5 protein-coding genes are annotated in these 8,756 nt (G+C 63.6%); 3 read left to right on the top strand and 2 right to left on the bottom strand.

Annotated elements, in window-relative coordinates; translation table 11 throughout:
• Positions 1–89: 89 nt before the first annotated feature.
• Complete coding sequence (locus RT123_RS06865; RefSeq protein ID WP_313008489.1) at positions 90–839, top strand: sterol desaturase family protein; 750 nt, start codon at positions 90–92, stop codon at positions 837–839.
• A gap of 20 nt (positions 840–859) precedes the next feature.
• Here the strand turns inward: RT123_RS06865 and RT123_RS06860 are convergent, their stop codons facing one another.
• Together RT123_RS06860 and RT123_RS06855 are read right to left on the bottom strand one after the other, a co-directional pair.
• Entirely contained in the window at positions 860–2,191 is a 1,332-nt protein-coding gene (locus RT123_RS06860) for a sigma-54 dependent transcriptional regulator (RefSeq protein WP_292078935.1), read from the bottom strand.
• Positions 2,191–4,020: an ATP-binding protein gene (locus RT123_RS06855; RefSeq protein ID WP_313008487.1), complete on the bottom strand. Its 1,830-nt coding sequence runs from the start codon at positions 4,018–4,020 to the stop codon at positions 2,191–2,193. The genes RT123_RS06860 and RT123_RS06855 overlap by 1 nt, the downstream gene beginning before the upstream one ends.
• 243 nt (positions 4,021–4,263) lie before the next feature.
• Between RT123_RS06855 and RT123_RS06850 the strand changes: the two genes are divergently transcribed.
• Positions 4,264–5,616: a dicarboxylate/amino acid:cation symporter gene (locus RT123_RS06850; protein WP_409514897.1), complete on the top strand. Its 1,353-nt coding sequence runs from the start codon at positions 4,264–4,266 to the stop codon at positions 5,614–5,616.
• Between the two features lie 62 nt (positions 5,617–5,678).
• Positions 5,679–8,750 carry a TonB-dependent receptor domain-containing protein gene (locus tag RT123_RS06845; RefSeq protein ID WP_313008485.1) on the top strand — a complete coding sequence of 1,024 codons (3,072 nt, stop codon included), beginning with the start codon at positions 5,679–5,681 and terminating at the stop codon, positions 8,748–8,750.
• Positions 8,751–8,756: the final 6 nt, after the last annotated feature.

Raw genomic sequence — 8,756 nt, 5'->3', positions numbered from 1 at the left:
CGTCGGCCAGGACATGACCCCATCATAGGCGCTTTGAGGACCGCGCGTCACGACTTGACCCGGCGCGACGTTTCGCCGTCTGTGCGCCCATGTTGAAGGACCTTTTCGTCACCACGCTTGCGCTCAGCCTGATCATCGGCGTGCGCTATCTGTTGGTCGGTGTTGTGACCCATGGCTTGCTGTGGGGCGGGGCGGGACGGGGGCGCCAGTTGAACCACAGGCCGCCGGCGCCGAAACGCATCCGCGCCGAAGTCATCGCGTCCTTGATCGCCTGCCCGATCTACGCCTTGCCGGCCGCATTCGTCATCGAACTCTGGAAGCGCGGCGGGACGGCGATCTACGACGATATCCATGCCTGGCCGCTGTGGTGGCTGCCCATCAGCTTCATCGTCTATATGCTGGCCCACGACGCCTTCTACTATTGGGTCCACCGCGGACTGCACCATCCGCGCATCTTCCCCTGGGCCCATGCCGAGCATCATCGGTCGCGCGATCCCAGCGCCTTCGCCTCCTTCGCCTTCGATCCGGCCGAGGCCATCGCCACCGCCTGGTTCCTACCCGCCCTGACCCTGTTCATCCCGATCCATTGGGGCGTAGCGCTGGCGCTGCTGACCTTCATGACCGCCACCGCCGTGCTGAATCACGCAGGCCGAGAGGTCTGGCCCGCGTCCTGGCTGAAACGCGCTCCGCTGCGCTGGATGATCACCGCCACCCACCACGATGCACACCACAAACGCTTCAACGGCAACTATGGCCTGTATTTCCGGATGTGGGACCGATGGGCAGGCAGCGAGATTTCTTCCGCTCGGGGGAGAGAGGCTGAGACGCGACCGCTTTGAAGCAGGATGGTTGGGCGTTCTCAGCGGAAGTCAGCGGGCTTTAGGCCATGCCGCTGAAGCTTGTCGTACAGCGTCTTTCTCGGAACCTGCATTTCGCCGAGCACTGCGGATATGTCCCCACGATGGGATTGTAGCGCGTCGCGCAGCAGTTCGCCTTCGAATCTGTTGACGCGGTCGGGGAGGCTCAAGCCTTCATCGGGCGGGCGGATCGTGTCGTCGAGCGACAAGGCGACGCGTTCGGCGAAATGCGCCAGTTCGCGGATATTGCCGGGCCAGTCGGCCTCGACCAACAGGCGTCTTACGCTGTCGCTTATAGAGGGAATATCGACGCCGTGGCGGTCCGCAGCGCGACGCAGGAAGTGGGCGAACAGCAGGGGAATATCTTCTCGCCGTTCGCGCAGAGGCGGTATGCGGAGTCTCACCACGTTCAGACGGTAATAGAGGTCTTCGCGAAAGGCACCCCCGCGCGCGGCTTCGCCCAGATCGATCTTTGAGGAGGCCAGCACACGCAAATCTAAGGCGCGGGGCTCGTTGGCACCGATGGGATGGACCTCGCGTTCCTCTAGGACACGCAGAATCTTGACCTGAACGGTCAGAGGCATGCTCTCGACCTCGTCCAGAAACAGTGAGCCGTTGTGCGCCCGTTCAACGTGTCCGACCCGGCGGCGCAAGGCTCCGGCGAAGGCGCCGAGTTCGTGTCCGAACAATTCGCTTTCGATCAGCCCGTCAGGCAGGGCGCCGCAGTTGACGGCGACGAACGGCGCCAATCGTCGCCGGCCGCCATTGTGCAGGGCGCGCGCAACAGCCTCCTTTCCCGTCCCAGTTTCGCCTTCGATCAACACGTCCATCCGGGCGTCGGCGATCTGGGCGATGGTGGCGCGAAGTGCGGTGATGGCGCGAGACGATCCCGCCAAAGGCAGTTCCTGTCCGCTTTCGGAGGCCATCGCCAGCAAACGACGGTTTTCCAGCACCAGGCCGCGTTTTTCCAGCGCGCGGTTCAAGCTGTCCTGAAGGCGCTCAAACGGAAAGGGCTTGGCGACGAAGTCGTAGGCGCCATCCTTTATCGCTGCGACGGCGTCGGTGATGTCGCCATGGCCAGTGATCATGATGATCGGCAGGGCCGCGTCCAATGCCTGCAGGCGGCTGAGCAACTGGCGGCCATCAAGGCCGGGCATCCGCAGGTCGGTGATCACAACGCCCGGGAAATCGGCGTCGATCGCTCTCAATGCAGGTTCGGCCCCTGGAAAAGGGCGGACGTCGTAACCTTCCAAGGTCAGGCGCTCGACCAAGGCATGGCGGAAATCGGCGTCGTCCTCGATCAGGGCGACGGCAGTGGGGCGGGCAAACTCCATCATGCGATCCTCAACGTGGCGACAAAGGTCGCGCCGACGTCCTCGTCGACCAAGTCGAGCTCGCCGCCGAAACCGGCGATCAGATCTCGACAGATGACCAAACCCAAGCCGAGGCCATTTGCGCGTGTGGTGACAAAGGGCGTGAACAGTTGGGCGCGCACAGCGGGCGGGACGCCGGGACCATTGTCGGAAATGCTCAATCGAACACGGTCCTTGTCGCGCGAGACCTTCAGCGTTAGTCGCGGCCGATCGCAGCCTTCCAGCGCTTCTGAAGCGTTCTTGACCAGATTGACGATCACCTGTTCCAGGCGAAAGCGGTCGGCGCGTACTGTGACGTCTGCGTCGCCTTCGCGGATCAATTCGACGCCGCCCTCGTCCAATCGGCCGCGCGTTAACAGCAAGGCGCCGTAGATCGCGTCTTCCAGACGGACGATGCCGATTTTGGGATCTGACTTTCTGGAAAAGACCCTTAGGCCCTCGGTGATGGCGCCGATGCGCTGGGTCAGGTCGCTGATCCGCGCCAACGCGCCGCGAGCCTTGGCGGGGTCGTCGCGGTCAAGCAGAACGCCGGCGGTCTCTGCCTGGGTCTGGATGGCGGCGACCGGTTGGTTGATCTCGTGCGCCACGCTGGCGACGATCTGCCCCAGCGCGGCGAGTTTGCTGGCTTGAACCAGTTCGTCACGCAACAGTTCGCGTGCGGTCTCAGCTTGGCGGCGTTCCTCGATCTGGCGATTAAGGGCGGCATTGGCGTCACGAAGCTCGTGGGTGCGTTCGTCAATCAGCCTCTCCAGTTCCAGCCGCGCCTCTTCCTCGGCACGGGCGCGGACAAGGGCCTGATGGCGACGACGCAGGAGCACGACGATGACGCCTGCCAGCAGGGTGACGATCAGGGCCGCAAGCGCCCGCGCGGTTGCGACGGCCGTCCCAATGGATCCACGATCCGGCGACAGCAGGTGCAGGGTCCAGCCGGGCGTTTCCGTTGGGATCGCCGCATGCATCCAGCGCTGCTCGCGGCCGTCGACTGGAGCCTGGATCAGACGCGGTCGATCATTGGGAGGCGTTACGAAGGGGAGGGGGCGCAACGCCTCGGGTTGAAGCGTCTGATCGGTCAATGTCAGCCGCCGTCGACGTTCGTCCAGCGCTTCGGTGGTGCGGAAACGCCATGCCGGCACGCTGGTGATCAGCACGACGCCGCCGGGGTCGACCACATAGGCCGGCTCACCAGACGCGCGCCATTCGGCCTCGAGAGCGGCGAACTCGACCTTGACCACGACGACGCCCACGGCGGAGCCGCTCGACCCGTGAACACGCCGCGCCAGATAAAGTCCGGGCCGGCCGGACACGGTGCCCAAGGCGAAGAATTCCGCCTGGCCCTGGCGCATGGCGTTGATGAAATAAGGCCGAAACCCGTAGTCGGCGCCGACGAAACTGGTCGGCAGGCGCCAGTTGCTGGCAGCGCGGGTTCGTCCGCTGGCGTCGATGATGTAGATGGCGGCCGCCCGTGTCTGACGCGCCAAAGTCTCCAGTTTAAGGCTGACAGGATCGCCCTTGGCAGTCTGCGGGGCGCTCAGCAGGGCGGCGATGTCGGGATCGCTCGCCAACGCTAGGGGCAGGGAGCGGTGCTTTTCCAGTTCGCTGCGTAGCACGGCCGCGTGCAAGGCGGCGGCCGCCTCTGTCTGTCGAGCCAGTTCGATCTGAGCGTCACGCCGAGCGACCTCGCCCGCCCCGAAAGCCGCCAGGACGGCGATCGAGAACCAAGCCCCCGCCGTTATCAGCCAACGGGAGCGCCAAGGTTTTCGAGCCGAGCCTATGACAGGTGAATGCTGCACATTCCTAGTGTGCGGATAATCGCACGTAAGGACCAGTCGCCTGGGTGAAAAACCGCACAGATATCTCGATGAACGCTCCCGCTTTCATGGAAAGTGCTTGGTTATCATAAAGATGGAGACGTTCGATCAATCGCTTTCGCGATGATGGTTCTCGTTAGAAGCTCTGTCGAACGGAGCGTGGCGAAGATCGCGCCCATCGAGGAGACTGCGGGATCATCCCCCGCACATCAGGAGCCCTTCGTGATCTCAGTCCCGTCAGAGACCGCGCCGGTCGTTCGCCGGCCGTTCTATCGCCACCTGTATTTCCAGGTGCTGATCGCCATCGCGCTCGGCGCTCTGATCGGTCACTTCTGGCCGACATTCGGCGAAAGCCTGAAGCCGCTGGGCGACGGATTCATCAAACTGGTGAAGATGGTCATCGCGCCAGTGATCTTCCTGACCATTGTGACCGGCATCGCGGGCATGCGTGATCTTGGAAGCGTCGGTCGCGTCGCCGCCAAGGCCTTCGCATACTTCCTGGTCTTCTCGACTCTGGCTCTGATCGTGGGCCTGATCATCGCCAATCTGGTGCGTCCGGGCCATGGTCTGAACATCGACCCGGCGACCTTGAACGCCGGCGCCGTCGAGCAGTATGCGGCGGCCGCGCACGAGAGCACGATCGTCGGCTTCCTGATGGGCGTCATTCCCGACACGCTGGTCAGCGCCTTCTCGACCGGCAACATCCTGCAGGTTCTGTTCGTGTCGATCCTGTTTGGCCTCGCCCTGGCGTTGGTGGGAGAGCGGGCCCAGCCTGTGGTCGATCTGTTCGAGACGCTCAGCCTTGCCGTGTTCAAGCTGGTCGCCATCGTGATGAAGGCTGCGCCCATTGGCGCCTTCGGCGCCTTCGCCTTTACGATCGGCGCCTATGGCATCGCATCGATCGCCAATCTGGCCGCCTTGATCGTGACCTTCTACGTCACCGCGATCATCTTCGTCGTAGGCGTGCTGGGTCTGGTGGGCGTCGCCAACGGCTTCAACATTCTCAAGCTGATCCGTTACCTTAAGGAAGAGCTTTTGCTGGTGCTGGGCACTTCCAGTTCAGAGGCGGCCCTGCCCAGCCTGATCTCCAAGATGGAACGCGCGGGCGCCGCCAAGTCGGTCGTCGGCCTGGTCGTGCCGACCGGCTATTCGTTCAATCTGGACGGCACCAACATCTATATGACGATGGCGGCTTTGTTCATTGCTCAGGCGCTGAACATCGAACTCACCATCTGGCAGCAGATCACGCTTCTGCTGGTCGCCATGCTCAGCTCAAAAGGCGCAGCGGGCATCACGGGCGCGGGCTTCATCACCCTGGCGGCGACCCTATCGGTCGTGCCGGACGTGCCAGTCGCAGGCATGGCGCTGATCCTGGGCATCGATCGCTTCATGAGCGAATGCCGGGCCCTGACCAACTTCATCGGCAACGCCGTGGCCACCATCGTCGTGGCCCGCTGGGAGAACGCGTTGGATCACGACGCCCTGAAGGCCGCGCTGGACGGACATCCCTTGCCGGTGGCGGCGCTGCCTGACCCTGCGGCGGGGCCTGGAGACGATCTGGTTCTCGCCAAGGACTGACGGCGAGAACGACTTTTGAAGGACGGGACCGACGACATAACGACGGCCCGGGAGGAGGAAACATGAAGATGCAATCCAAGTTCGCACTGATGGCGGGCGCGGCCTCGGCTGTCCTGCTGGTCTCGGCGGGAGCGGCTCTGGCTCAGGACGCCGCGCCTCAATCCACGCCAGCGCAGGAGGGCGAGGCGGCGCAGGTCGAGGACATCGTCGTCGTCGGCTCTCAGATCCGCGGGGCCTCCACCACGGCGGCTCTACCGGTGACCGTCGTCACGCAGGAAGAAATCATCGCGACCGGCGCCGTCAGCGGCGATGATCTGCTGCGGTCCATTCCCCAGATGGGCGATGTGCTGTTCTCCAGCGCCAACAATCCTCAAACCTCGAACGCAGCGCGAGGCGACGTCAACTCGGTCAATCTGCGCTCGCTCGGGGTGGGCAACACCCTGGTGCTCTTGAACGGACGTCGGATCGTTCAGCACCCCACCAGCCAAGGGACGTCAGACACCGGCACGGTGCCTGTGCTCAGCTACAACTCCAACGCCATTCCGGTCTCTGGGTTGGAGCGGTTGGAGGTTCTGCTGGACGGCGCTGCCGCCATCTATGGCGCGGATGCGGTCGCGGGCGTCGTGAACACGGTGCTTCAGCAGGATTTCGATGGCTTGGAGATGAAGGCCCAGTACGGCGGCGCGGAGGGCACGCATCGCCGAGAGTTCACCTTCGGAATGTTTGCCGGCAAGGATTTCGAGCGGGGCAATCTGTCGGGCTTCCTCGACTACACCAACCGCACCGCCCAGCAGGCCAGCGACGAGCCCTATACCGCCTCGGACGACCGCCGCAGCCTGTTCGCCAACGTGCCGGGATATGAGAATTCGACCGACACCGACGGGCGCTCTTCCTACACAGCCTGGGCCAACTTCCAGACGCCATTCCAGGTCCGTCGAGGCACGACGGCCCTGACGACCGGCGCCGGCGCTTTCCACAATCAGCCTTCCAGCTTCGGCTGCACCGCGCCGGTTGGCGGTGACGTCTGCTTGGCAAGCGGTAACATCAGCTACAGCGGCGCCGGCCGCGAGTTGCGCTATGACGGGGCGCGGGGTACCACGCAATCGCCGGACATCGAACGGTTGAACCTGTTCGTGTCGGGTCACTACGATCTCGACAACGGCGTCACGGCCTTTGGCGAACTCGGCTATTACACGGCATCGACCCAAAACATTCAGCCGCCGACCATCCTGCTGAACCCGCTCTGGATCCCAGCCAGCAACTACTGGAATCCGTTCGGCCCCGTCACCTTCGCCGACGGCACGCGCAATCCCAATCGTCTCGCTGGCCTGACAAACGTCCCCACAGCCGGGACGGCCGTTAAGCTGGTTCGGTATCGCTTCAACGATTTGGGCGCCCAGGTGGTGGATGTCGACAACTGGCAGTCCCGATTCCTGGGCGGCCTGCGGGGCGAATGGCGCGGCTTCGATTGGGAAAGCGCGCTGCTGTATTCGGAAGCCGAGGCCACCGACAGCTCGAACGCCGTCAATCTGACCGCGCTTCAGGCCAATCTCGCCCTGTCGACGCCCGACGCCTACAATCCGTTCAGCGGCGGGTGTGTGAACGACACCAGCTTTGGCGACTGCACGCCCAGTTCTCAGGCCGCGATCGACGCCATCACGACCGACCTGACGCGGGTGTCCAAGACCACGCTGGCGCTGTGGGACTTCAAGGTCAGCCGTCCCGATGTCTTCACCCTGCCGGGCGGACCTGTCGGTATGGCCCTGGGCGTCGAGGCGCGCCGTGAGACCCAGCGTGACGACCGCGACGCTGATCTGGACGGCACCAACGTCTTCCGCGACAGCGTGTCGGGCGAGATCAGCCAGTCCAACATCGCTGCGGTCAGTTCAAACCCCGATACCTACGGCAAGCGCGAGGTCTATTCGGCCTATGTCGAGTTTGCGGTGCCTGTCGTTTCACCGGAGATGAACATCCCGCTTGTTCGCAGTCTCGATTTCCAACTGGCCGGTCGATACGAGCACTATTCCGACTTCGGCGATGTGGCTAAGCCCAAGATCGCCATGGCCTGGGATTTGGTCGAAGGCGTACGCGTCCGAGGCTCCTATTCCGAGGGTTTCCGCGCCCCGAACCTGGAACAGACCAACGCGGCGCAGTACGGGCGTCTGTCCACCAATAACGATTACATCCGCTGCGAGGCCGATCTGCGCCTGGGTCGGATCACCAACTTCAACCAATGTTCGCAACCCGCCAGCGCCTCGCTGCTGGTATCGGGCAATCCCGAGCTTCAGCCCGAGGAAAGCACCAACCAGTCCATCGGCCTGGTTTTGCAGCCTTGGTTCATTCCCGAGCAGTTTGGCAGGTTCACCTTCACGCTGGACCGCTGGAAGATCGAGCAGGAGAAGATCGTCGGTCTGCTGGGCGCGCAGTCGAACGTCGTGCTGGACTACCTGAACATCCTGAACGGCACGCGGAACGACAACGTCAACCGGGCGGCGGTGACGGCCGACGATATCGCCTTCTTCCAGGGCAGCGGAATCACACCTGTCGGACAGATCGTCTCGGTAGAAGACCAGTTCATCAACCTGCTGCCGCAGACGGTGGAGGGTCTCGACATCGGTCTTCAGTGGCGACTGCGCGGCACGCCCTGGGGCAACTTCCGCGCCAGCGTGAATGCGGCGCATCTGACGAAGTTCGACCGTTCTCCCGGCCCCTTGGTCGAGTCGCTGTTCGCGGCGCGTGAAGCCGGTCAGATCAACGCGAATACACCGCTGCCGATCTCTCAGACCCTGCTGGCTCGCAACGGCCGGCCGGAATGGCGGGTGACGGGCTCGTTCACCTGGTCGCAAGGGCCATGGCAGGTGGGCGCATTCACCCAATACAACAGCGCCGTCACCGAAACCGGCTTCCTCAGCGCCCAGGGCGATCCCTGGCAGGTCGATAGTCAGATCACTGGCAATCTGTATGGTCAGTATGAGTTCGGCGACAACGCCGGCTTCGCGTCCGGCACAACGGTTCGACTGGGTGCGCGCAACGTCACTGACGAGCAGCCGCCGTTGACTTCGTCGGGCTATCTGGGTGCGCTCTACAATCCCTACGGCCGCTACTGGTACGCCAACATCTCCAAGACGTTCTAAGAGGGG

This window comes from Brevundimonas vesicularis (genome assembly GCF_032067225.1).
In the GTDB taxonomy this organism is placed as follows: domain Bacteria; phylum Pseudomonadota; class Alphaproteobacteria; order Caulobacterales; family Caulobacteraceae; genus Brevundimonas; species Brevundimonas vesicularis_F.
This window is presented reverse-complemented; position numbering and strand designations above follow the sequence as displayed.